The sequence below is a fragment of the Aquimarina sp. MAR_2010_214 genome (genome assembly GCF_002846555.1).
Lineage (GTDB): Bacteria > Bacteroidota > Bacteroidia > Flavobacteriales > Flavobacteriaceae > Aquimarina.
This window is the reverse complement of sequence record NZ_PJMS01000001.1, coordinates 3,442,886-3,468,273: the sequence shown is the minus strand read 5'-3', so window position 1 is coordinate 3,468,273 and position 25,388 is coordinate 3,442,886. Positions and strand designations below refer to the sequence as shown.

At 29.8% G+C, this 25,388-nt stretch carries 23 protein-coding genes; 2 read left to right on the top strand and 21 right to left on the bottom strand.

Going from position 1 to position 25,388, the window contains the following annotated elements; translation table 11 throughout:
• Positions 1-972 carry a hypothetical protein gene (locus ATE84_RS14895; protein ID WP_101448712.1) on the top strand — a complete coding sequence of 324 codons (972 nt, stop codon included), beginning with the start codon at positions 1-3 and terminating at the stop codon, positions 970-972.
• On the opposite strand, the gene ATE84_RS14890 is transcribed toward ATE84_RS14895, so the two are convergent.
• From ATE84_RS14890 to ATE84_RS14820, 15 genes are all read right to left on the bottom strand, one after another.
• A complete protein-coding gene (locus ATE84_RS14890) occupies positions 969-1,790 on the bottom strand; it encodes an AraC family transcriptional regulator (RefSeq protein WP_101448711.1) in 822 nt (273 codons plus the stop codon). The genes ATE84_RS14895 and ATE84_RS14890 overlap by 4 nt on opposite strands.
• Positions 1,791-2,069, bottom strand: coding sequence for a putative quinol monooxygenase (locus ATE84_RS14885; protein ID WP_101448710.1), 279 nt, complete (start codon positions 2,067-2,069; stop codon positions 1,791-1,793). It abuts the gene before it with no gap.
• Positions 2,070-2,179: 110 nt separating this feature from the next.
• A complete protein-coding gene (locus ATE84_RS14880) occupies positions 2,180-3,196 on the bottom strand; it encodes a GNAT family N-acetyltransferase (RefSeq protein WP_233195818.1) in 1,017 nt (338 codons plus the stop codon).
• 336 nt (positions 3,197-3,532) lie between these two features.
• Positions 3,533-4,621 carry a GNAT family N-acetyltransferase gene (locus tag ATE84_RS14875; protein ID WP_101448708.1) on the bottom strand — a complete coding sequence of 363 codons (1,089 nt, stop codon included), beginning with the start codon at positions 4,619-4,621 and terminating at the stop codon, positions 3,533-3,535.
• Between the two features lie 44 nt (positions 4,622-4,665).
• Positions 4,666-6,909, bottom strand: a complete 2,244-nt coding sequence (locus ATE84_RS26220) for a NeuD/PglB/VioB family sugar acetyltransferase (RefSeq protein WP_158237262.1) — start codon at positions 6,907-6,909, stop codon at positions 4,666-4,668.
• A 68-nt stretch (positions 6,910-6,977) separates the two neighbouring features.
• Positions 6,978-7,589, bottom strand: a complete 612-nt coding sequence (locus ATE84_RS14865) for a sugar transferase (RefSeq protein ID WP_101448707.1) — start codon at positions 7,587-7,589, stop codon at positions 6,978-6,980.
• 91 nt (positions 7,590-7,680) lie between these two features.
• The gene (locus ATE84_RS14860; protein ID WP_101448706.1) at positions 7,681-8,373 is read right to left on the bottom strand and encodes an acetyltransferase; all 693 of its coding nucleotides are present in this window, start codon (positions 8,371-8,373) and stop codon (positions 7,681-7,683) included.
• 157 nt (positions 8,374-8,530) lie between these two features.
• A complete protein-coding gene (locus ATE84_RS14855) occupies positions 8,531-8,773 on the bottom strand; it encodes an acyl carrier protein (RefSeq protein WP_233195817.1) in 243 nt (80 codons plus the stop codon).
• A gap of 3 nt (positions 8,774-8,776) precedes the next feature.
• The gene (locus ATE84_RS14850) at positions 8,777-10,273 is read right to left on the bottom strand and encodes an AMP-binding protein (protein WP_101448705.1); all 1,497 of its coding nucleotides are present in this window, start codon (positions 10,271-10,273) and stop codon (positions 8,777-8,779) included.
• Between the two features lie 9 nt (positions 10,274-10,282).
• Positions 10,283-11,374: a hypothetical protein gene (locus ATE84_RS14845; RefSeq protein WP_101448704.1), complete on the bottom strand. Its 1,092-nt coding sequence runs from the start codon at positions 11,372-11,374 to the stop codon at positions 10,283-10,285.
• 10 nt (positions 11,375-11,384) lie between these two features.
• On the bottom strand, positions 11,385-11,981 hold the full coding sequence (locus ATE84_RS14840) for a formyltransferase family protein (RefSeq protein WP_101448703.1): 597 nt from the start codon (positions 11,979-11,981) through the stop codon (positions 11,385-11,387).
• Positions 11,959-12,573: a sugar transferase gene (locus tag ATE84_RS14835; RefSeq protein ID WP_101448702.1), complete on the bottom strand. Its 615-nt coding sequence runs from the start codon at positions 12,571-12,573 to the stop codon at positions 11,959-11,961. Before ATE84_RS14835 ends, ATE84_RS14840 begins: the two co-directional genes overlap by 23 nt.
• 19 nt (positions 12,574-12,592) lie before the next feature.
• Positions 12,593-13,894, bottom strand: a complete 1,302-nt coding sequence (locus ATE84_RS14830; RefSeq protein ID WP_101448701.1) for a phenylacetate--CoA ligase family protein — start codon at positions 13,892-13,894, stop codon at positions 12,593-12,595.
• Positions 13,895-13,917: 23 nt separating this feature from the next.
• Positions 13,918-14,967, bottom strand: a complete 1,050-nt coding sequence (locus ATE84_RS14825; protein WP_101448700.1) for a sugar-transfer associated ATP-grasp domain-containing protein — start codon at positions 14,965-14,967, stop codon at positions 13,918-13,920.
• Positions 14,968-15,078: 111 nt separating this feature from the next.
• Entirely contained in the window at positions 15,079-16,230 is a 1,152-nt protein-coding gene (locus ATE84_RS14820) for a glycosyltransferase family 4 protein (protein ID WP_101448699.1), read from the bottom strand.
• 516 nt (positions 16,231-16,746) lie between these two features.
• On the opposite strand from ATE84_RS14820, the gene ATE84_RS14815 reads away from it, so the two are divergent.
• Positions 16,747-18,705, top strand: a complete 1,959-nt coding sequence (locus tag ATE84_RS14815) for a right-handed parallel beta-helix repeat-containing protein (RefSeq protein WP_101448698.1) — start codon at positions 16,747-16,749, stop codon at positions 18,703-18,705.
• A 37-nt stretch (positions 18,706-18,742) separates the two neighbouring features.
• Here ATE84_RS14815 and ATE84_RS14810 read toward each other — a convergent pair whose 3' ends face one another.
• The 6 genes from ATE84_RS14810 to ATE84_RS14785 form a co-directional block, all read right to left on the bottom strand.
• Positions 18,743-19,849: a glycosyltransferase gene (locus tag ATE84_RS14810; RefSeq protein WP_101448697.1), complete on the bottom strand. Its 1,107-nt coding sequence runs from the start codon at positions 19,847-19,849 to the stop codon at positions 18,743-18,745.
• Entirely contained in the window at positions 19,846-20,736 is an 891-nt protein-coding gene (locus ATE84_RS14805; protein ID WP_101448696.1) for a glycosyltransferase family A protein, read from the bottom strand. Before ATE84_RS14805 ends, ATE84_RS14810 begins: the two co-directional genes overlap by 4 nt.
• Positions 20,737-20,763: 27 nt before the next feature.
• Positions 20,764-21,867, bottom strand: a complete 1,104-nt coding sequence (locus ATE84_RS14800) for an EpsG family protein (protein WP_101448695.1) — start codon at positions 21,865-21,867, stop codon at positions 20,764-20,766.
• 452 nt (positions 21,868-22,319) lie between these two features.
• Entirely contained in the window at positions 22,320-23,438 is a 1,119-nt protein-coding gene (locus ATE84_RS14795; protein WP_101448694.1) for a glycosyltransferase family 4 protein, read from the bottom strand.
• 11 nt (positions 23,439-23,449) lie between these two features.
• Positions 23,450-24,616, bottom strand: coding sequence for a non-hydrolyzing UDP-N-acetylglucosamine 2-epimerase (gene wecB / locus ATE84_RS14790; protein ID WP_101448693.1), 1,167 nt, complete (start codon positions 24,614-24,616; stop codon positions 23,450-23,452).
• Entirely contained in the window at positions 24,613-25,356 is a 744-nt protein-coding gene (locus tag ATE84_RS14785) for a glycosyltransferase family 32 protein (RefSeq protein WP_101448692.1), read from the bottom strand. Before ATE84_RS14785 ends, wecB begins: the two co-directional genes overlap by 4 nt.
• Between the last annotated feature and the right edge of the window lie 32 nt (positions 25,357-25,388).

Sequence of the window (25,388 nt, the reverse complement as noted above, 5' to 3'; positions counted from 1 at the left end):
ATGAAAAAACTTATAATCAAAAGCATCTTATATGTTTTTCTGATACTAATCGTATTAGAAGGATTAGTTCGTGTTTTTCATTTAGGAAAAGATACCCCTACTCGATTTCTTGACGAATATAAAGTCGAAAAATGGAAGCCTAATCAAAATGGGTTTTCTGTTACCGGAAACAGGAGGCAAAATTTTTCAGAGTATCATATTAATACTACAGGATACAATTCTTATAGAGAATTTACACCAACAAAAGATAAAATAGAAATCGCATTGGTTGGAGATTCATTTATAGAAGGATTTCATCAAAATTACTATAACTCTATTGGTAAAAAAATTGAGAATGCTCTCCCTGAGATAGAAGTATATGAATATGGATATGCAGGATATGACTTTGCTGATCAACTACATCTGGTACACTCATATGCATCTCAATTCGATCTCATTGATCACATTATTTTAGGTATAAAATTCTCTAACGATTTAACCCGTTCAGAATACCAGGTCGTTAATAGTCGGTTAGCCTTAGAATCTCCTATAAACAAAATGCTTAAGAAAAGCAAACTAATAGTATACTGCAAAAGTATTGGGATTTTAGATCCTCCTCAGGAACTAATGTATCGATTGATTAATATTCTTAAACCTAAAAAAAAGACGGCACCTATAGATAATGCTGAAATTTTGAGAATTAAAGAAGAAAATGAAATGAAGTATCTAGCGAACTTTAAAAGTTTGATTTCCAAGTATGGATATGATAAAAAAAGATTTACACTTCTTTTAGATTCACGAATTACCAGTCCTTTATTTTTGTCGTATTTAAAGAAAAATGGATTTAATTACATTGATTTCTCTGCTTCTTTTGAAGATTCTGATCATTCTACTACTTTAATTTATGATAAGCACTGGAATAATCATGGTAGAGATCTTATAGCAAAGAATATTACTCAATATTTGAACAATATTAATTTCGTATCAAACTAAAATCTTTCTGATGTTTCTATCGATTTATCATAAAAGTGATGATCATAATTCTTTGTTATAAAATAATCAGTGGGTTTTTCTCCTGCAAAAAACTGAAACTCATTAATAAAATGGCTTTGATCATAATAACCTTGATCTAGTGCTGTGGACAAGTACCCTGATTCCCTGTCTAATAGGACTTTTTTTACCGTTGCTTCAAATCGTATGATTCGTTGGATTTTTTTTGGCGTAACCCCAAATTGAGATTTAAAATTCCTTTCAAACTGACGGTAACTCAAATTAGTATAAGCAGCCAATTCTTTTAAAGAAATTGAACTATACTGCTTATACAGAGAATACATGATAGTATCCCATTTGCTATTTTGTTTATCATGGTAATCATACAGACATTTAAGCAAAAAGGATTCTATACTTTTAATTTTATTTTGAATAGTATGATACTCATTTAGCTGCTCCAAAAAGTCTTTACCTCTAGTGCCCCAAATATCCTCAACAGAAGCAAACTGATTGTTTAGTTCTAAATATGGAATTGAAGAAAAGTGACGAAAAGCTCCACTTTTAAATCGAACTGATATAAAAGAAACATCATTAGTATCATCTATATGTAGTATTGAATTTCTAGGGCAAATGATGTGAGCATCATTACACTTATGATTATTTATTAGAAATGGTTCATGAGTATGAAACAACAATTCTAAACCTGCCCCTGGTAAAATGGCAGGCAATTTAAATTCTCCCGATTGTTTTAACACATAAATTCGGTCAATATATTTTGTTAGACTTTTATTGGGTTTATATGACGTTTTATTGATTAACAATTAAAAAACTTCTATTATTGGTTCTAATGTAAGCATTGAGGACACAAGAGAGATAAACTCTTTAAAATGATTAGAAGAATTATGAGTATTAACAGCATCCATATCTGTGTATTCTTCATAAAAAATAAACCCTGTAGAATTGTCTATTTCTTGATATAAACTATAGCTTATACAACCCTCTTCTATATTACTTTCCTGAACCATTTTTTTTGCATAGGTTAAAAATTGCTCAACACTTTCTTTCTGTACACCTAATCGTGCTATAACTGTTTTTTTCATGTTACAAATATATACTTGATAAAAAAGCTATGATTGTAAAAAAACGACATCGATAAAAAAACTAACTAGAAATTAGTATTGGTTTCTATGAAATTTCAATATTCAAAAAGTTATAGATTTCTATATTCAGGAAAAAAATCATTCTTATCTTTTCCGTTTACATATTTGCAAGACAATTGATCATATACCTGTTCATTTACAATGTATTTCCAAATTTTGAAGTTTTCAAAATCTTTAGAAAAAGAAGATTTAAACTTAAAAAGATTATCCTCTGTACTTCCTAATCCTCCACCTAAATTAAAATACTTATAATCATCTCTGGTTCCTTGGATTCTCGCTTCGTCGATAAGCAAACGTATCGGAGTTAAATATAAAAAATCATTTTTGGTGCCTGATATATGGTAATGAATAACATCCTTAGATTTCACCATCATTGCGGCAGATATAACTTCTTCTGTTTCTTTATGGCTGACAAATAGAATATCGGTTTCAAAATCATCACTATTAATAAACTCATGAAAATAGTCTTCATTAAAATAATAGTGTTTCTTTGCCTTGACCCTATCCATATTTTCATAATACAGTTCCATAAATATTTTTATATCTTCTTTTGATCGGCCTGTTTTAACAAAACAAAGTTTTCTTGCTTTATTAATATATCTCTTAGTTGTTTTAGAAAAGAAATGTTTTTGAATATCTACTTCTTTTGAGAGATCTATGGTAACAATTTGGCTTAATTGTTTTATTTCTCCTATACCATTCAATACAATTTCTTGATTTTTCACAAACGGATTTAACCGAGTAAACACTGATACTATATTATTTTTTAGAAAAAAATGGTGCAATTCATTTTGATATTTTTCGTTATCAAATGATGAATCTATATTCTTCGATATAGGTCCAGCATAACCATAAACTGAAGTTACATCAAAGTAATTAGTATCAAAAATTTTTCGGATTAACAATGGTAAACCAATAATTTTACCTTTATCCTCATACCAAACAAGAATTGGCTTTTCTTCATCAGATTTAGATAAATGATGATAATCGTAAGTATGATAAAAATCGTACCTATCTACTTCAGAGAGCAAATCTCCCCATCTCTTTTTATCTTCTATAATTTCCAAACAAATATGTTTTAAACTTAACTATTAAGATCTATCATAGGGCAGCGTTTTATAGTACACCTCTTTAAATGACGATATTTTACATAGATCCTTACACTAACTAAATCATTTAAAAAAAATTGTATAATCTTTTTAAAACTAATCTCTTTTTTAATGATAAATATTTCTTTACTTCATCTTGGTATTAAATAATTAACAATAAAGAAAATTTGATAAACTGCATCAGAACTATTCACTAGCCTCTGGTCATAATTATGTTTAATTAATTGTTTTTCATTTTTTATGATAGTTATTACTTTTCTAAAAGTTCAAAGAAATAATCTATCCATACCTTTTTTATATACTTGACCTATAAAAAGGGAAAAAATAATCTTTTACATTCTCTTTATGATTAGAGTTATAGTCTGCATTTGCTATCAGGCATAATTCATCATAAATTTTTTCATTAATTATTTTTCTGCCCGTATAAAAAATCACATCTTCATCCTTTGGGAAAAGTGATTTTTTATTTTTATACAACCCATCACCATCTTTCATTCCTCCTCCTAAAACATAGTTTTTAAACTGATTTTTAATTGCCCATTCTATTATTTTCACTCTAAGAAAATCATTCGGTCTATAACTAAAATATTCAGCGTTTGTCCCTCCAAGAAATGCAAAAATAGTCTCCTTATAACCAATGATAAGTTCAATCGAAATAGGAATGTTCTCATAATATGCAATAGCTATAGAAATATTATCTAAGTTTGACAATATTAGGTTTTCAAAATAATCATTGGAGAAAAAATAAATACGATCAGCATTATTACGATTCATAGTACTAACATAGATATCGTTAAAGATTTTAATAATATCTTTTGTTATTTCATGCTTATGAAATACTTTAAATTCTAGATTGAAATTTATTGCCTTTCTGTAATTGTTTCTAACCTTTGGTAAGAAAGACATCCATTGATCTTCAAAATTTTCTAAAAGACAACCTCTTACATTTGATAATGTTTTAGTTAAACAACCTGAATATCTTGTATGATTTTCATTTAAGCTAAAACGAATAAACTCTGTTATTACATTATTATCTTTATACCATCTGTCAACATGGTTCCAAAATTGGGCAATATCTTCTTCTGGTATGGGATTATTAAATAAGGGACCACTATAGCCGTATGGACTTATAACATCAAAATATGGATGTTTTTGATCTTTGACTTTTATTTCTCTAAAAACAAAAGGCATTAGGATAATAGGTATATTATCTTTTTCAAACAAAAAGTATTTCAGTTTGTCAGAGTTCTTCTCAAAATGCAACAAATGTTCAGTTGAGTAATATACATTATTGTTCCATTTTTTTTGAAGAAGTGTCTTATATTCTATGATGTCTGAACTTTCATCAAGGTTTTTTATTAATAGTTTGTAATTTTGCTCCAATTTGTAAAAATATTAGTTAAATATGGTTGTTTAGTTTATTAGTACTATATAAGTTTTTCTTCTAATTCAGTATTCTTAAAAAAGTAATCATTCATTTTTTTAGATAACATTTGTGATAACCATATAATTCTACCACAATGTTCAACATGCCACACAGCCTTCCCTTCAAACACATTTCCTGCAAGTAATGGTCCAATAATATGTAAATTATCAGAAGCTTCTAATTGTTGATTAACCTTAAATCCTATCTTAGAATCATTAGGTTTACAATATTCTTTTTCTATTAGGTTTTTTAATAATTTAGGAATATTCTGTTTGGATAAATTTGTACTACCTACGCAATTAATCACTATATTAATAGAATCTTCATAGATTCTATTTTCCCCAGATTTTGTATCTAAATATTCTAAAGAATATTCTCCTTTAGCAGTTCTTTTAACATCACTAAATCTCCCTGCAATATGATCAAAACATTTTTCCTCTTTTAGTTTATCAACGGTTTTAGAATAATGAAATCCAGCACATCGTTGCCTTCTTCCTATTTCATTACCATAGCGACAAGCAAACTTTTTTAGTTCTTCAGAATCTAATTTATACAATAAAGCACCAAAACCTTTTGATATACTATCCACTGTAGATGCTGCTCCAAGATGAATTTGATCTGCATAATCTAAATCCTTAAATACTGCTTCAGCTACAATTTCTGCAGTAATATTCTTTTCTTTAGCTAATGTTTGTAAGTTAAAAGGCGTATATTCCCTTTTTCGTTCTTCATCGATAACTGCATCTGGTAATACTCCTTGAGTAGAAAGGATGATAAATTTATTTATCCCAGATTTTATTTTTTCAATATCATTTAACTTATAAAGTAACTCTAATGCACTCGCATTAGCTCCTACTATAAGCACATTAGCTTTTTTGTCTGGATTCTTATCTAAAAAATTATCTATTCTCTCTAATGCTACTTTCAACTCGATATTATACGGATCATTAACAAAAAGTAAATTATCATCTTCTATTATATCCTGATTTTTCCAAAGATAATTAACTGGTAGAGAACCAACAGATACTATGACTTTTTCAGAAACAATAGTATCTTCATTATCTAAAAACAACTCATACTCCTTTTCTGTTTTTTTTATATCGATTACTTCTGCATTGATATAATTTACATCAACTAATTCTTTGGATTTAAATTCTTCTAGTTTATTATTCACTTTTTCATTGATATACCATCCAAAAAAGCGACGTGGTATAAAAAGGTCTTCCCATTCATTATTCTTTATTTTATCTTCATTTTTAACAATCCATTCTGCAGATAAGGTTCCTCCATCTTTTTTTAACTCGTCTAATAGCCAATTCTTATTATTATTAAGCCATTTAATAAATTTTCCTAACTCTGGTTCTGGCAAAAAGTTTTTTAAAGATGTTATAAGGTGTACCGAAAAACCAGACCTTGAACCATATGGTATCCCAGTGTGAAATTCGCGATATTTATCTATAATACTAATATTAATTTTCCTTTTTCCTTTATGCCCTTCAATAAGGTCTAAAAAATGTAAAATAGTGAAGGATGATGAAATTCCTGATCCGACAAAGGTGATTTCTGATGGTTTTGGTTTACTACCATATTTCAAGTCGCTAAGTTTTGTTTTAATTATTTTACCAGGATTACCAACAACTGTAGAATAATCTGGTACATCTTTTAAAACTACTGTCCCTGCCCCAATAGTGCACCATTTCCCTATTTTAACCTTCGGTATTACAACTGCACCTACACCCACATGTGAACCTTCTCCTACTTCTACATGACCACATAAGGCTGCTTTGGGAGAAATATGTGCAAAATTTCCAATAACATTATCGTGATCTATACTTGCAGCGGTGTTTATAATTACATGTTCTCCAATAACCGTATTGGGTTGAATTATTGCTCCAGCAAAAACAACAGTACCTTCTCCTATTTTTGCAGTTGGAGCTATAATTGCGGATTGATGGATTGCTTTATCAAAATCGCTCTTTAGCAATCTAACAATATCTGCTCTTTCTCTATTTATTCCTACCGCTATAATTAATGGATGTCCTTCATGAGGAAAATCTTTTAGATTTTTTCTAACTCCAGAAGCTACATTTTTAGAGGCATAGTGGCGACCAGAGGGTTCATCATCATAAGTTTCTGTTATTTCATAACCATTCTCTTCTAACACCTCTCGTATTACTTGAGAATGACCACCAGCTCCATATATCCTTATTTTTTTAGGTTTTTTAGTTATTTTAATTTTACTCATTACTATATTTAAGTTGATTTGTTGGTTGTGTGACTTATATATTGTTCTAAATAACTTATGTAAAAGTTTTAGTTTTGGTTATTCCCTTTCCAAGCTGTCATGGTTATATTTTGGTCAACATTAACTCCTTCTTTAATAATTACTTTCTTGATAGTCAGGAACAAAATTTTAATATCTAAGATAAGATTTAGATTCTTCACATACCAAACATCATATTCAAATTTTTGATTCCAAGATATTGCGTTTCTTCCTTTTACCTGAGCCCATCCTGTTATTCCTGGTCTTACATCATGTCTTTTTTGTTGTTCATCATTATATAAAGGTAAATATTCAACCAAAAGAGGTCTCGGACCAATTAAGCTCATATCTCCTTTAAGGACGTTAATGAGTTGTAATATTTCGTCTAATGAATATTTTCTAATAAATGCTCCTGCTTTGGTTATACGGGATACATTATGTTCATTATGCTCATCTCCGGATTTCAAATCTGACATTGTCTTAAACTTAATAATTTTAAAAAGTTCACCATTTTTCCCAGGTCGTAACTGAAAGAAAAAAGGCTTTCCTTTATTCACAATCACTAATATTAAAACCAGCATTAGTATAACAGGTGATAACAATGTGATACCAAAGAATGAAAGCACAAAATCTAACATTCTTTTTATATAGGGGTTGTACATATATTTTAATTCATATTATTTTTATGTTCACAAATAGTATTCTAACATAAATATATTTATTTTGACAATAAAAGGAATAGCGTATGTATTCTTAACTTTTCTTTTTTTCTTCTCCCCAAAGGCCGGATAAATACCGTTCTCCTTTTTTGAATGTTCTTATTTCTTTTGCAGGAACTCCATAGGCTAATTTATAATCGTCTATATTATTCACAATAACCGATCCTGCTCCTACAACACTATAGTTACCTACAGTGATCCCTTGTATTATATTAGCTCCTAGTGATATTGCTGTACCTTTTCCTATATACACATTACCTCCAATAGTAGCTCCGGGAGCAAGACTAGAAAATTCTTTCATAATACTATCATGTCCAAGATTAACACCTGTATTCAAAATACAAAAATCTCCTACTTGCGCTTCTGCATTAATTGTTACTGAAGCTAATATCACCGATCCTTCTCCCAAGATAACACTTGGGCTAATAACAACTGATGGGTGAATTACATTAATAAACTCAAAATCAGGAGCTATTTTTTTTATTTTTAAATACATTTGATATCGCACCCAATTATCTCCAATAGCAATAATTCCTTTTCTAATGCCTTGTTTTATTAAACTAGGGATATCTTCTTCTTTCCCAAGAACTTCATATCTTAATAATTTACTTCCTTTTGGTTTGAAGGTATCTATAAGACCATAAATTTCATAGTTATTATTGAGTTCTATGGTTTCTATTATAACCTTGGCATGGCCAGAGGCTCCAATAATGAGGGTTTTTTCCATTTTTATTTCTTACAAATCAATAGTAAGCTTATTCAATATTAACAAATATGACTTTCTAATATTTCATCTAACTTTTCCTTATTTTCCTAAAATACTAAAAACAAGTATATTAAACAGTTATATCATATCAAAATTTGTGATAATTTCTTTACAGTATTCACAATTCAGATTCTATTGTTTTGATTAAATCTCCAACATTATTCATATTCATTAAATCCATTAATTTAAATTTAATATTAAAAGATTTTTCTATCTCTGAAATAATCATCATGTGTGTTATCGATTCCCATCCGTCTACATCATCTGCTGTAGTTTCATCTGTAAGCTTAAAATTATCATGCTCTAATACAGATACGAAAGCATCTTTTACCTTTGATAAAATCTCTTCTTTATTCATCATTACTTAATTTATGTCAAAATATGTTCTTAACTCTTTTCTATTAATTTTCCCATTAATACTATGCGGAAATTCTTTTATGAATCTAACATGTCCAGGAATCATATAGTCTGGCATTTTTGTTTTCATATAATCAAATATATCATCGGTATCAAATTCTTCAGACTCGATTGCAAGACCTAATTCTGCATTACCCAGATTATTGATAATATCTAGAGCTACTATATTGGCTTTTCTTTCTGATTTTGCTTTTGCATGAAATTCAATTTCTGCCAACTCTACTCTATATCCTCTAATTTTTACTTGAAAATCTGCTCTACCCACATATAAAAAATCTCCTTCTTCATCTTTTAGACAAAGATCTCCAGTTTTGTAATATCGTATACTTTTTCCATTTTCTTCTCTAACAAAAAAACTTTGAGTATTTCGTTCCTCATTTTTCCAATACCCAGGAGTTATCTGTGGGCCGCCCAAACATAATTCTCCTGTAACATTTAAAGGCACTTCATTATTATTTTCATCAACGACAAGATATAATGTATCTTTTTGTGGTGTTCCTATAGCTATTATTCCATTATGAGCTTTTTGATGAGTTTCTTTATGATATGGATAAAAGCCACTATAGACTGTGAATTCTGTTGGGCCATAATAGTTAAACATTTTACAGTTTGGAAGACAATCACTCCATTCTTTAGCAATATCGCTATGTAAAGCTCCTCCTCCAAAACTACAATATCTTACATCTGGAGCATTGATTTCGGAAAAATACGGTCGCAGATAGTTTATAATTGACGGTACCATAGTAAGAACAGTAAGCTTCTGTTCTTTTATAAGTTTAAAAACATAAAAATATTTGATTGCTCCTTTTGGTATCGTATAAATACAAGCACCAGACAAAAACGGAAATATGTAAGTTACTACTGAAAAGTCAAAAGTAAGCTCAAACATTTGTAAACACCGATCTGTAGAAACCAGATTAAATTCTGGCTCAGCGTCAATTGCATTTACCAATGCATCAACATTATTAAAAGTAATAGGAACTCCTTTTGGAAGTCCTGTGGTACCAGAGGTAAACAATATATATGCTAATTGATCGTCAGAAACTTCTCTGGGATTCAGGTTAATCTCTACATCCTCTAATGTTGCAGAAGCAATAACCATATAATTTTGATAAATTGATTTTTTTGAAGAATCAATAACATATCGCGTATCTGTTAATTCAAATACTTTATGGTTACGCTCAATTGGTGTAGAAGGGTTTACAGGAACATATGCTTTTCCTTCAAACCATAGTGCAATAATACTAGCGTAAGTTTGTAAGTCGTCATTCGTTACTAAACCAATTAACTTTTCAGAATCTTCAATAGTATTGACAATCGCATTCCTAATTTTAGAAACTTCAATAGCAAAATCTTTATATGTATAAAAGGTATTATTTATACATAAAACATTATGAGTAAAATGATTTTCAATTGATTCTTGTAGTGCTTTTACAAATTTCATCTTTTTGATTTAATAAAAATGACCATCTCTATTTAACATATTCGAATTTTCAAAATCGAGTTTAGTCTCATCATGTGCTAATCCTTTTTTCATAACTCTATGCGTAAAAATAGTCTTATATCGTTTTGTTATACAATCTGATAACTTAGTGTCATCAGTAAAAATAAATTTAGCTCTCTTGTGAGTAAAATTCTCTATTAATGCATCTACGCAGAGATCATAGTACTCTTCATCTTTTACCAAAAAATATTTAATATTGCATTCATTATAATTGACTACGTAGGATAAAAAACCAATAATTTGATCTTTTATCATAATTTTCACATTATAGATATAAATATTGTTGCTTACTCCTGTTTGTAGTGATTTATAAGGAAGTTTATCAACAACTGGTGTTTGTATATATTGTATACTACTTATGTGCCAGTTTATATATTCTCTCGTTTTGTATATTAAGTCTTTTTCACACAACGGTTGAATAAACTCCCAAGTTATATCATCAAGGTGATTTATATATTCGTAGGTAAGTTCTTTGGTTCTACTCTTTATTTTTGAAGTATTGATAGACCTTATTATTGCTCCGACTGCACTATCAAATCTCTTTAAAAAAAACTTAAATGATTTTAAGAATCCAAACCTTGCTATAAGCATAGAGGCATCTAAACTAAAAAAGATAGTATGCCTTAACCTAGATGTTATTACTGTAAAAGGTTGTTTCTCATAAAATGCACTTACATTCTCTGCATATGATTTTATCAAAATCTGTTTTCCTGCTATATTGACAGCTTCATTATATATATAAGTACCTAGTATTGTGTCTTTATATTTTTTATCTACCCACCATGATATCATCCAATACACTTTTGTTTTTTGTTGATCATTAAGAAAATCAGGGAACATAAAAATAAACGAAATCATTTTGTCATTCTCATAACTAACAATTCCACAATAATCATCATCTTCTATTCTAGGACTAGACACTAACCATAGTGCCTTACTTTTAGGTAACGGATTTAGATCTCCCTTCCAATAGGTATTCTGTGTAATACCTTCTCTTAACATTTTTTTGGTAAGAGGTATTATTTCTATATTTTCATTCATTGGTATGGATCTATTGAAAATGTAATTCTTCTATCAGACGAATGGTATTTATGATTATTTTTTTTCCTTTTTTTGCAAATTTGGGATATAGTGTATCAAAAGTATCTTCTTTCTTAACTTTTATAGGAGTTTGACATAAAATTATTCCTTCATCTAACTTATCATCAATAATATGTGTTGTAATTCCTGTAATCCTAACTCCATATTCTAATGCATCTTGAATTGCTGTTTTTGTTCCTAAAAAACTAGGAAAAATTGATGGATGTATATTAATTATCCTATCGGGAAAGGCAGACAACATATCTTGCTTGATTATATATTTATAATTGAGCATAAATACATAATCTATTTTTCTATTCTTAAGTTCTTCAATTAATTTTATTTGATAAGTCCCGAGGTTGGAAAAATCTTTCTTAAACAATTGTAATGTTTCTATCCCTGTTTCTTCGGCTATCTCTGCTGCACCACACGGTTCTTCTTCATATACAACCAGAGAAATTTTGCTTTTCTTAAATTTTTGATCATTAAAAGCTTCAATCGTATCTTTGGCATTACGTCCCCATCCGGTTACCAATATTGCCCAATTAATTTTTTGTTCTGTATTCATCTAAATCTAAAATTATCGAATTGGGATCTACTACTACATCTTTGGAAGTCAATACATTTTTAATTGTTTTGATAACAATTCTCAAATCTAATGATACAGAAACATTATTTACATAATTTACATCCATTGCTAGTCTGTCATCCCAATTAAGTATATTTCGACCCGAAACCTGTGCCAAACCAGTTATTCCTGGTCTAACAGAATGTCTTATCTGTTCTTCTTTCTTATAATGAGGTAAATATCTTATCAGTAATGGCCTTGGCCCTATAAAACTCATTTCACCTTTCAGAACATTTATTAATTGTGGAATCTCATCCAAAGATGTTTTTCTTACAAATGCTCCCACACTAGTTATCCTATCTTTATCTGGTAATAATTCCCCATTAACATCTTTTTTATCGTTCATCGTCTTGAACTTTATGATACTAAAAATCTTTTCATTTTTACCGGGCCTCCTTTGCACAAAAAATGGCTTACCACGATTTGCTAGTGCTAAAAAAATAATCAATAATAAAAAAATGGGTGAAATAAAAAATAGCACACTCAATGCTGCACAAAAATCTAAACTTCTTTTGATAAATAATTTATACATAATTTGTACTTTTTACTAATTATGAATTAATCATTTCGTTAACCATTACCCTTCTTTTTCCAGATGCAAGTAACGGAATTTCGTCTACATATTCTACTGATATATTGGCATCTTCGCCCAAATACACTTTAAATTCGCTAAGAAACTCTTCTTCTCGTATAAACTCCTTTTCTATGTTTAATTTGAGGTGATATTTTCCTACGGATTTCTGAATAAGTTGACATTGTTTTAGCATTGGATATTTATTAACTAGTAAAACCAGGTTGATGGTTATAATATCTCCTTTTGTATTGTAAATAACATCTATTTTTCTTCCTTCGATTATAGATAATACTATTTTTGATTTTATAGTATTCTTAACCCCAATATCTCCTGTATCATATCGAATCATAGGCATACAGTAATTAAACAAATCGGTTATTACTATCCTGCCTGGTTTGCCATCTTCTATAGGCTCATCAGAATCTAACTTTAGGACTTCAACAAAATAACTAGCTTCATTGACTCTAAAAAAATCCTCTTCTAACAGCTGTTGTGCAATGATTCCATTTTCTACATTAGAATATCTGGAAATGATATTAATGTTAAAATATTTTTTCATTGCTTGTTTTGTGTAATCACTTAATCGCTCTGATATAGCAATTGCTGATTTTAAAGTATAAGCTACTTTCAATGATGGGTTTTTATCCAAATACTTACATATCTCTTCATACGCAGAAGCATATCCTAACCAACTATTAGATGATTTACTTTGTGATAATGTATTGAGGATATTCTGAATTTCGCTCTCTTTACTTAGTTCGAATACATCAACCGGTATGAGGTTTTGAACCCATTGGGTAAACTTACCTTTTTTTTCAAACGCATTCCATAATCTAAAATAAGTAAGCTTATATCCAATCTTAAAACCCGCCATTTCTGAAAAAAAAATGGTGTCCACAATACTTCTTACTCTTTTTCTCTTATCTTGATATACTTTAAATGGTGTTCCTGTAGATCCACTGGTACTTACAGTAAACTTAGGTAGGTTGACATATTCTTTAGACTGAAAATTTTCAAAATTATCTCTGATAATATTTTTATTCACGACAGGAAAATCTTCTAAAGAGTTATATGTTTTATACTTCTGATAATTTTGAGTAGAGGCTATCGCATGTTCTAAGACATTTTGTAAGTTTCTCGCTTTGAAATCAATCGCTTTTTGAGATACCGGATTCTCTAGAATAAACTTAATATCATTATAATGATGTCGTTTTTTCCCTCCTGTTAGCGCATCAATACTCCAAAATGCTTTATTTCTTATTATTTCAGATATTTTCATACTTTTCACACTCTTCACTTAATCTAAGCTTCTTCCATAATTTCCTTAAAAACAGGGTGTTTCAGATATCCACCGTAGGCAATATCAGGAGTAACAAAAGAATTATTATCGTTACCTTCAATAATTATAGGACCATCTGTTCCAATTGCAATATCCCAACCTATAATACGATCAGGAATAAAAGAAACAGCTCGTTTTATTAATTCACAGGATTCTTTAAAATATGGGATTTCATAATCATCAAAAACAATACCTGTATCAGGATGTGCATGTAACTGTTCACCTCCATATTTCATCAACTGATGACTTTTGCCTCTAAGCGTTCCTTTATTTATATCTACAGAGATATAAAAGCCTCCTAGACTACCATTATCTATAACACTACCTCCTCTACCAAACCTCATAAAAGCAGAAAGAATATGTATTGTATTATTCTTATCTAAATAGGTGTCAAATCGAATAGTGTTTACACTATGCTTATATATCTTATTGATCCCTTGATGTTGTTCTATCACTTCTTGATGAATACAATCATTATTCAGTATATAGAATCCATACGCCTTGATTTCTTTTTCAAGATTTTGTTTAGTTATAAGGTATGCTCCTGTTCCTCCCATTTCTATGATGGATTTAACAAATACTTTTGTTTTCCCTGTAACTTCAAACAAGTTTTTAAAAAAATCACACAAATCTTCTACAGTATTAACCTGTTGTAGATTGGATTGATAATAAAATCTACCTTTCAGGTTATGACTAAGTAAGGAAGGTACTGGCATATTATTACTTTCCATATAATATGAAAAAGCCAATTTATTTCTTAATAAAGAAGCATACTGAAAATGATGTAGGTTTGTAGAAAGTGTTATTTTATCTATTTCTTTACTACTTAAATAGTCTTTATAGTTTTTAACATCTTTTCTGTATAAGAATTTTCCAAAATAGAAATAAGGCAATTCTTGTTTTATTATCCAAAAAACAAGAACTTCTTTAATAATTTGAATTATCCCTTTTCTATTTTTATCATTAAAAAAAACTAAAAATCTCTTTTGTAATAAAAGTAGTTTTGTTTTCATCTGTGTGTTTTTATGATTTTAGGGATTGAATAGAATCGCATGATCATTTTTTTGTCGTTATCTTCTTAAGCTATATTCACTTTATAACATGGTAATTAAGAAAACATTCTTTCAGTTAAGCAACGATTGATATTCCTTCAATAGTTCTTTCCACACATACTTGCGTTCATACCTACTGGTTATAGAATTTCTTGCATTTTTAGCCATTTTCTTTCTTAGTTCATCATCTTCAATTAATTTCATAATACTATCATGCAACATTTTTGTATTCTTTACAGGAATTATAGTACCATTTACTCCTTCTGTTATAATTTCATTACATCCATTAATATCTGTTACAATACTGGCTAATCCCATAGATGCAGATTGCATTACCACATTAGGAAACCCTTCTCTATAACTAGGAAATGCTAACATATCAGATATTGCGAAATAAGGTCTTACATCTTCTTGCCACCCCACCATGATAATATTAGAATTTGTATCTATTTCTTCTTGCACTTCTGATAATAATGGATCTAAATCATTCTCATATGTTCCTACCAAAAGAAGCTTTACATTATCTACACTTTTATTAATTTTCTCGAAAGCTTGAATTAATTCATTAATTCCTTTATCGGTTACTAGCCTACCTGCATATATGATTACAATATCATCACGAGTAATACCTAGTTTTTTTGATAATACTTCACTTTTTTCATCAGAGTATAATTCTGGATCAAAGAAAGATGTATCTATACCATTAGAGCTTCCATTACCTATCACTTTTAATTTTTTTGAAGACGTATATTTATTCTCCAAGATAATGGTATTGAGGCCTGATGAATTAGGATAAATTTTAGTTGCACAACCATAGGTTATTTTTTCTACTGTATCCAACAGCATTCTCTTTGCTCCTTTGGCTTCTAATAATGGTAATCCTGCAATAGTATGTAACCGATGAGGAACTCCCGCCATTTTTGCGGCAATCATAGATAACGTTCCTGCTTTTGGAGTATGACTATGTACAATATCAGGTTTTTCTTTTTTAAAAATTTTATAGAGTTTATATACGGCTTTCAGGTCTTGTACAGGAGTAATTTTTCGAGTCATTTCTACAGGGGTAACACGTATACCCTCATCTTGCGTAACTAGATCTAGTTGATCTCTTCCTTGACTTGCTACTCCAACAATTTCATAATATTGAGACATAAATTTTAATTGTCCCTGCAACAGTTTTCCTAATGATATTGGTACTGTAGTAACCCTAATTATTTTTTGCATTTCTCCCTTAACTTAAACTTATAAACTAATAAAACCGCTGTATATTATATTTATAGTATGTAAGCCTGAAACCGTTGATGCAAACACTTTAACAGATAACAAAAAGTGGATCTAACCTAAATAATCAAGATTAAAACAACAAAAACCTTAGCTTTACAAAAAAATGTTATGAGTTTAATTTTATTATATACTATAACACAATAACTCCATTTTTTTTATACTAGTTTAAAATTAACAACGGGGTAACAATAAAATTGAAATACAAATATAGGTATTAGGTAGTGTTTGAAAACTTTAAAATAAAATTTTATTCATTTTTTTATTTTTCTTAAAATTAACTCATCATAAAACGACTCTTTTTTACGGGTATTCAACAAAATAAATACGGATAACTCTATTAGAAACCAGTATTTTGTATTTCTGAAAAAAAATTAACATTTCAAAATGAATTTTACACAATTAAATACACAATATTGCGTTGTTTGAATAAATAACCTATAAAAACACCCCCCAAAAATGAAAAGATTACCTTATTACCTACTTATTTTGATGAGCTATATTGCTATATCCTGTAGCAATGAAAATTTAGATGATACTGCTCCTGTTGTTGAAGTTGAAAATCCAGATCCAGATCCAAATTCTGTACCTGATCCAGATATACCACCAAATGTGGTTACTACACCTTGTAGTTCAGATATATTATCTAATGTTGCAGCTGATGCTACAATCATTTTTAATTGTGTATTGGATCTTGATGGAAAAACGATTACACTGCCCTCTAATGTTAAATTTGAATTTGACGGAGGTGATATTAAAAATGGAAAACTAGTTTTTGATGGCGGTACTATTGCTGGTGAACTCTTAAATTCTAATCTAGAAATCGAAGGAGATGTAAAACTTAAAAAACCTACTTTTAATTTTTTTGCATCAAGATGGGGTATCGCAGAAGGAAAAGTCTCTGATCAAGTAGCTAAAAACAACAAAGATATTTTTCAAAATGTGATTTATAAAGTTAAAGAGTTACAAGGAGATACTTTTAACGTTGACAAACTTGATGCTTTTTTCAAGGTTGATAAGCCTCTTGCAGAAGCTACTGCACGGGAAGCAGCTATCAATATTCCTGGTGATTATAATCTTATAATGACTGACAATACACATTTGAGAATGCAGCCTAATGGTAATGTAAGGCCACTTTTACTTACTGTTACGGACGGAAACTCTAATGTAGTTATAAAAGGTGGTATCTTACATGGAGAACGTGATCAACATGATTACAATAGTCCAGGTTCTCATGAGTGGCCAACTTTATTAAGTTTGGCCTCATGTAATACTGTTTTGGTAGATGGAGTAACCTTTATGGATGCTACCGGAGATGGAATGTCTATTAATGCAACTAGTCATGCCCACAGTCCTAATTATAATCCTGCACGTAACCTTATAGTAACCAAATGTAAATTCTTGAGAAACAGAAGGAATAGTTTATCTATTACAGATGGGCACCATATCACAATTGAGGATAATGAATTTATTGATGCAGGAATTCATACTGCTTCATCACAAGGTACCGCCCCTGGTTTTGCTATAGATGTTGAAGCCGCAAGAGGTAGTGGTCCTCAACCTAATCAAGTAGTTGAGGATATCATAATAAGAAACAATATTGAAAAAGGAAGTCGAGTTGGAGGCTTTACAGTTCATACAGGTGATAGAGTAACTATAGAAGGAAATCAAATGGAAAACCTTATCTCTTATTCCACCACTATAGGAACAATTATAAGAAATAACACTATTACCAGTACAACAGATAAAACGGCGGATAATGGTACAGCAATAACAGCAGGCCGTAATGACAGGTATGAAAGAAACTATGGTAATAAAGTATATGGAAATACTATTACTGGTTTTTCTACAGGTATTAAGACTGCAAATACAGACCTAAAGGTTTATAGTAATGAAATTATTGATTGTAAAGTAGGTATATCTATAGAAATACTTACGAATTCTGAAATTTATGAAAATACTATAAGAAGTAGTAAAGAAACAAGTAATGGTATTGTTAGTGCTGGATTATCTGAATATATAAATAATGTAACAATACGCAATAATAATATAGATGTAAAGAGAACATCTTTTATATTTGTAGATATAAATAATAACTCTGGACAAGAAAACTATAAACTTGTTATTAGAGATAATATATCTACATCAACTACTTTAAGCAATACTAATGGTGTAGATTTTATTGGCAACACTATTGATCAAAGTAGTATAAGACTAGTAAAAGCCAAAAATAGTAATGTTTCTAGTAATAAAATTTCTGCTTCCAATTCACATGGTATTCGTCTGGATACCGGATGTAAAAACATTCAGATTGCAAGCAATAATATTTCTGTTAGTGGAAATTTCAACTGTATAGAACAAACTACTACTGATGGGCTTAATATATCTATTGGTAACGATAATACTTGTAATAATTAATAACAAGGAAATTGTGAATTAATAAAAAATCCGAAACTTAGATTTGTTGTTTCGGATTTTTTATTATCTCTTTATAAACTTCAATATACTTATCAGTCATAATTTCAATATCAAAGAGTTTTGCTTTCTTCTGACAAGAATAAACAATTTCATTATAATGAACTGAATCGTCTAATAGACTACTGATTTCTTTAACCAAAGCACTAACATCACCTATTGGAAATAATCTTCCGGCATTTTCTACAACCTCCTTTAGGCCTGGAGAGCTAGTAGCAATAAAAGGTTTTCCTGAAGCCATTCCTTCTACACTAGAAAGAGATAATCCTTCATAGTGAGATGATAAAACAACAATATCTGAGGTTTTGAGTAATCTAGGAACATCCGATCTTATTCCTAAAAAATAAACTCTTTGCTGTATGCGCAGTTTTTCGGATAATTCTTCACATTTTTTTCTTAATTCTCCGTCGCCAACCAACAATAAATTCACATTTTCTGGCAATTTAGATATCGCTTTAATCACTGTTTCTTGATCCTTTGGGTATCTAAAACTGGAAACCTGAATCACCAATTTTGTATCCTTATCTAAACCTAATTCTGACTTGTCATATTCTTTGGCAGTTCGTATTGCTTCTAGATCAATGCCATTGTATATTTTATGCACCATTGTAAACTTAGAACCAAGGTGATTTTGTAAGTTATCATTTACCGAATTAGAAATAGTGATGATCTTATTAAATTGCTTGTAAATTATTCTATCTACTGTTCTAAAAAAACTATGATTCCTTCTCTTATTACTTGAACTATGTTCTGTAAGTACAATTTTATGTTTTTTAAGGCTAATCAAATTTGCTAGTGCCACCCAATATAGAGAAGGAAATAAGTGCACATGAACTATATCATATCTTTTTAAATATTTATTTAGTCTTAAAGCAAACATCGGATTATACACAAAACTCTTATCTCCTAATGAAATTATATTAACATTAGATCGTGATTGTAGATATTCATAGAAAGGTGTTTTCTCTCCGTACAAAAGAAGTAAATCTACCTGTAATCCTTTATTTTCATATTTTATAATAGAATCAACTAATAACTTCTCTGCTCCTCCAGACAAGAGAGAGTTTATAACCTGAAGTACTTTCATTTTTTGAAGGTATTTATATATCTAACATACCCATAAAGCAAAACACCTATTGGAAAAGCAAATATTGTTAAAAAGAATCTGGGGGTTTTATTAAACATTTTAAAATCGAGTAATTGTAAACTGTGAGAAACAAAGTGAACGGCATTTTTAAAACGAACTTTTATATATTTTGAATGCCTCATGTTAATCATTCGTGCATATTGAAATCCTTTCGGATGCCTATAATACTGTTTTACAATATTTCGTGAAGACCCATCTTCCATATATTCAACAACACACAAAACCTCATTAAGACATAACAGTTCATAATTTTTATCTATAAGCAAATACAATACTCCCAACGGTACGAATCTTTCTTTCTTGAAAAGTGGATATGGCGGATATTTTTGTACCACTTCGGTTCTATAAACTATTTTTTTATCTCCAGAAACGTTGTATCTATAATACAAATCTTCAACCGTAGTTTTAGTAATATGCTCTGGTATTTTTTGCCCTATTACTGTTCCATTTTTGTATGAATCCAAGCCTATAATTCCTGCAATTTTACTATCTTTTTCTACTCTACTCCAGAATTTCATTATTTCATCTACAGCATTATCTGGCATAAAATCATCAGAATCTATACAAACATTTAATTCTGTCTCTATTAAACTGTAAGCACTATTATGTCCTCCATGCATTCCTTGATTTTCTTGGAAATGATATTTAATACTAATTTTACCTTCTTTGATCCATGTCTCAACCAATTCTTTAGTATTGTCACTAGAACCATCATCTATAATCAACCATACAAAATCCTGATTGACCTGTCTTACAAGACTATCATAGCATTGCCCTAAACAATAAGCTCTATTATAAGTTGGTGTAAAAACTGTTAGTGTTTTCATTGTCTATTTTTGATTTTGCAATTGTAGTTAACCTCCATAATAAATGTAATACATCAAATAAGTAAACAAAAAGTATGCGGTAAGCACTTTACCGACTACTATATGATGTTTTGAAAAGAATTCTTTCTTCAGATAGGGATAAATAATTACCAACCCCATCATAAACCACGATAGATAAGCGAAACGATTAGAAAAACTAGCTCTTATAACCAATATCCAGAAAGCATTACAAATTAGGTAAGTATTATATATATTGATATAGATTTTATCTTCAAAATTCCTCTTAAAGATAAAATACCATCCCACAAAAACAGCAGCAGCACTATATAACAAAAAATCATATCTAAAACCTGTACTACTAAAAGAATATTCACTTGGATCCCCAGTAAGGTATCCTTCCAATCGGTCGTCGGCAAAACCTAAGCTTGCAAAAAGCGATTCCCAAAAACCTCCTAGAACTATAGATAATGGAATAGCCAAAAGCCATCCAATTAAATATAGTTTTGGTTTTGAATAAAAATAAGTGATTGAAAATGCGAAGGCTGGTAACAACATTGTTTGATGAATTGCACTTCCGAGAAGAATAAACAGAACCATCAATAGTTTATTTCTATTTATAAAAGATAGACCATATAAAAAAAATGATGTAGCCATACCATTACGAATTCCATTGGTTCCATATGTCCAAAATGAAAATGACACCGCAAGCATCAAGAAACAATAAAACCAATACTCCTTAAAAAACACTTTGGATATTCTATATAATGGAAACGTATACAAAAACATACATGTTAAAAAGAAAAACTCAGATGACATTACGTATGAGCATACCTTCATGAAATGATGAAAAAGAGCATCTTTCTCTATCATAACGGTAGCACCGTTGGCATAGTTTACAAAATACCTTTTATACGTTCCCATATCACCAAAAACACCTCCTTCAACCGGTCGCAATCCTACATACAAAATAATAAACAATAGATATACATACCCTATCCAATTGATATATGAAATATTTTTTTTGTCTGTTATAGGAAGTACAAATGCATGCATCAATGTAAACAACACAATACCAAACGAGATATTTATATAAAACGAATAATATGATTGTGCAGGAACGAAATCAAACATTATGGGTTATTATTATTATTATTTAGAAATGTCTACTTTAATATTCTTTAAATCTTACAGGTAAATAGAAAGATAGTTTTATTGTTTGCAATTAACAAAACATAATTTCTTCTTAATTCTCATTTTACACTATTTTGCTCTATAATTATTAGTATTTTTTGAATCATGTGTAATATTAATAATAAAATCTATTTGATTATTAAATCTAAATAAACTAAAGTTCATAAAATAACTATCAAACCAATCTCTAAAAATCATTAATATTATTACCAATAAATACACTATCCTATACTATTACTTAGATATTTTACTGTCCTAACATTACTTATAGAATCGAATTTTACTAAACAATGGCAACCGACATTTCAAAGAGTTGCTACTTTTTTAGAAAAGCACAAAAAACCAAAATCTGTCACAATCTACTGGAATGATTACACTTAATAATATATTTTCTAACTGTTCATTAGCCTGACAAATAATTCACTCCATTGATTACATATTTTTTCTAATGAGTATCTTTTTACATTTTCCCTTGATCTGTTTCCTTTTTCTTTATGATCTTTAGTGTTATTAATAATAGAAACTACCGCTTCCGCTAATTTTTTTTCGTTATCCATTTCTACCAAAACTCCATCATCTGTGATTATATTTCCAGGACCATGTGGGCAATCAAATGATACAATAGGCAAACCACAGGTCATTGCCTCAAGTAAAACCATAGGAAAACATTCTGTTTTTGATGACATCACATACAATGAAGAATTTAACATTTTACTTTCTAAATCATTTGTCTCCCCACATAATTTAACTTGATTTCCTATATTAAAATCATCAATCATTTTTTGTAACAATTTCACATCCTGTTCTTCCCCTTTTCCATAAATCTCAAGGCGCCAATCGGGATGGGTTTGAGCAATATGCCACCAAGCTACAATTAACTTATCAAATTGTTTTACAGGAGCTATTCTTCCTGCACTTACAGCTATTTTACTAGTAAGATCAGATTTATTTTTTGGATAATTTGTGTAACTATTTGGAATAACAACAGTATTTTGAGACTTAAAATATTGCTGTTCATCATTAGTTAAAATTGCAAGACGATCATATTTTGATTCAATATAATCATTGAACCTATACATTAATCTTCTTAAAACTGATCTATTTCTTTTTCTACTTAAAGAAGCATAATGTCTTGAAGAATGAAATTCTTTTATTTTAGGAATTTTTTTATGAATAAAGGGTAAAAAATAATAATCAAACTGTGCACTAAGTGTTACAATAACATCTGGTTTGATTTTATTTATTATTCTGTTTAGTCTAAAAAAATGTTTAGGTATTTTAATAAAATTATATGGATAAAAATAACTGATTGCCCGATTGTAGTTTATTGCCAAATCTTCGAAAATTACTTCGGATTTAATTGGGTAACAAGGGGCGTTTCCTTTTTGTTCTGATGTTACAATATATACTTCGGCAATACCATTATCTATAAAATAATTGGCTTTATTTGTAAGAACACGCTCTCCTCCCCCATGTAGGTACATCTGATCTGTAATATACAATACCTTCATTTGTCCGGATATTATAACGTATTCATAAAATATTCAACAATTCTTTTTGATGCAAATCCATCTCCATATGGATTTGAAGCTTCCGACATTTTCAAGTATAATTCTTTAGAATCTATTAGTGAGGAAACTTCATTTATAATTAAATCTTTATCAGTTCCAACCAACTTTACTGTTCCGGCCTCAAGTCCTTCAGGTCTTTCTGTCGTATTACGCATAACCAAAACAGGTTTACCTATTCCCGGCGCTTCCTCTTGTATTCCTCCAGAATCGGTAAGTACTAAATAGCTTTTACTCATAAGATATACAAAAGGGAGATATTCCAAAGGTTCAACAAATACGACATTGTTCAACTCGTTTTCCAAAAAAACTTCAGAGATAGGCTTTCTTACATTTGGATTTAAATGCATTGGATATAAAAAATCAACCTCAGGATATTTCTCAGCTAATTTTTTTATTCCCAGACATATATTTTCGAACCCTTGCCCAAAATTTTCTCTTCTATGTCCTGTTATTAATACTAATTTTCTTTCGGAAGATATCCAACTCTCAAGTTTGGATTCTGATATACCAACATTTACTAAACTTGAAAAAACATCATTTTGGATATTTGTATTTTTTCTAATTTGATCCAGAACCAAGTGCAATGCGTCTATAACAGTATTACCAGTTACTATTATTTGATCTTCATTGATACTTTCATCTAACAAATTTTTTTTACTAAGTTTTGTAGGAGAAAAATGATATGTAGCAATACGCCCTGTAATTTGCCTGTTCATTTCCTCTGGCCATGGAGAATAAATATTACGGGTTCTCAAGCCTGCTTCTATATGTCCAACTTTTATTTTTTGGTAAAATGCTGCCATCGAGGCAGCTGTAGACGTGGTTGTATCCCCATGAACTAATATAACATCTGGGTTCTCTGCTTCTAAAACACCTCTTAAACCCAACAAAACGCGTGAAGTTATATCGTATAAATCTTGACCTTTTTTCATTAAATCAAGGTCAAAATCTGGTTTAATATCAAAAAGAGAAAGCACTTGATCTAGCATTTCTCGATGCTGAGCAGTTACACAAATCTTAGTTTCGAACTTCTTTGGATACTTTTTAAATTCTTTTACCAAAGGAGCCATTTTTATAGCTTCAGGTCTTGTCCCAAAAATTAATAATACCTTTCTCATAGACGTTCTTTTAATTTTTTTAAGTTGAATGTTTTTATTAAAAACTCAACAGCTTTAACTCCAATAACTCGCATTACAATTCGTTTGAATTTTGTAATTCTTTTTCGATTAGCAGGCAACCATGAACCCGAAAAATGATGTATACAATAACTGTTCTTTGTAAGTTCTATTTTTCCCGTCACCTGAGACTTTGGACAAAAATAATCTTTAGGGAAAATATGTACTTCGTCTGCTATACATTGGTATTGATTATTGGGTACAAACCCCATTTCTTTTGTCATTCTACCTATTGTAGCAGTATTTGTTAAGGTATTTAAAGTCCCATCTGGACGAATAAATGCACGATCATCATAAAAAGACAAAAGATATTTAACCCAATTACCTTCTTTTGCGCTAGCCATTAATCCAGTCGGAATATTAGTTTCGTCTTCAAAACCAGAAAATGCAGGGTATTGCAAAAAATAATCCAAGTTCCTGACTACTTCTACATCGGTATCCATATAAATACCTCCGTGATGATATAAAGCATATAACCTTACATAATCTGTAACAAAAGCAAATTTTCTAGATTCATAAGCTTGTTTTGTATATAAGTTACTATTCACATCAAACGAATCTTCGTTCCATAAATGAAGTTCATATTCTGGTAAATATTTTTTCCAGGACTCTATACATATACGTGCCAGTTTTGGCATTTCTCCTCTTCCAAACCAACAATAATGTATCACTTTTGGTATCATAAATTCTATATTATATATCCAACTTATTTAAA